This window comes from Streptomyces hilarionis, assembly GCF_024539675.1.
Classification (GTDB): Bacteria; Actinomycetota; Actinomycetes; order Streptomycetales; family Streptomycetaceae; genus Streptomyces; species Streptomyces hilarionis.
The window spans coordinates 1-236 of record NZ_JAHHIT010000900.1; the positions used below are offsets into that span (position 1 = coordinate 1).

General features: G+C 58.5%; 1 protein-coding gene. It reads left to right on the plus strand.

The genetic code is table 11. The features are described 5' to 3' along the window. Nucleotides 1-236, plus strand: a 236-nt coding sequence (locus KMS84_RS40720; protein WP_256921681.1) for an ABC transporter permease, incomplete at both ends; no start/stop codon positions are given.

A 236-nucleotide genomic window follows, 5' to 3' on the forward strand; every position in this document is an offset into this window, starting at 1 on the left:
GTTCTACGCGGTCACAGGCGGCACTGATGGATTGCGGATCAACCGCCCGACACTGCTGGGGTTTGAACTGACCCGTGACCCATTCGAGATTGCCTTGTTGGTACTGGTCGTTGCGATCTCGCTTGCGGCTATCTGGGGGGTACAGCGCTACTTTGTGTCCAGCGGTGGACAAGCCCTAGCCGCCATCAAGACCAATGAAACCCGCCTGGAATACCTCGGGGTTTCGGCCAAGAAGG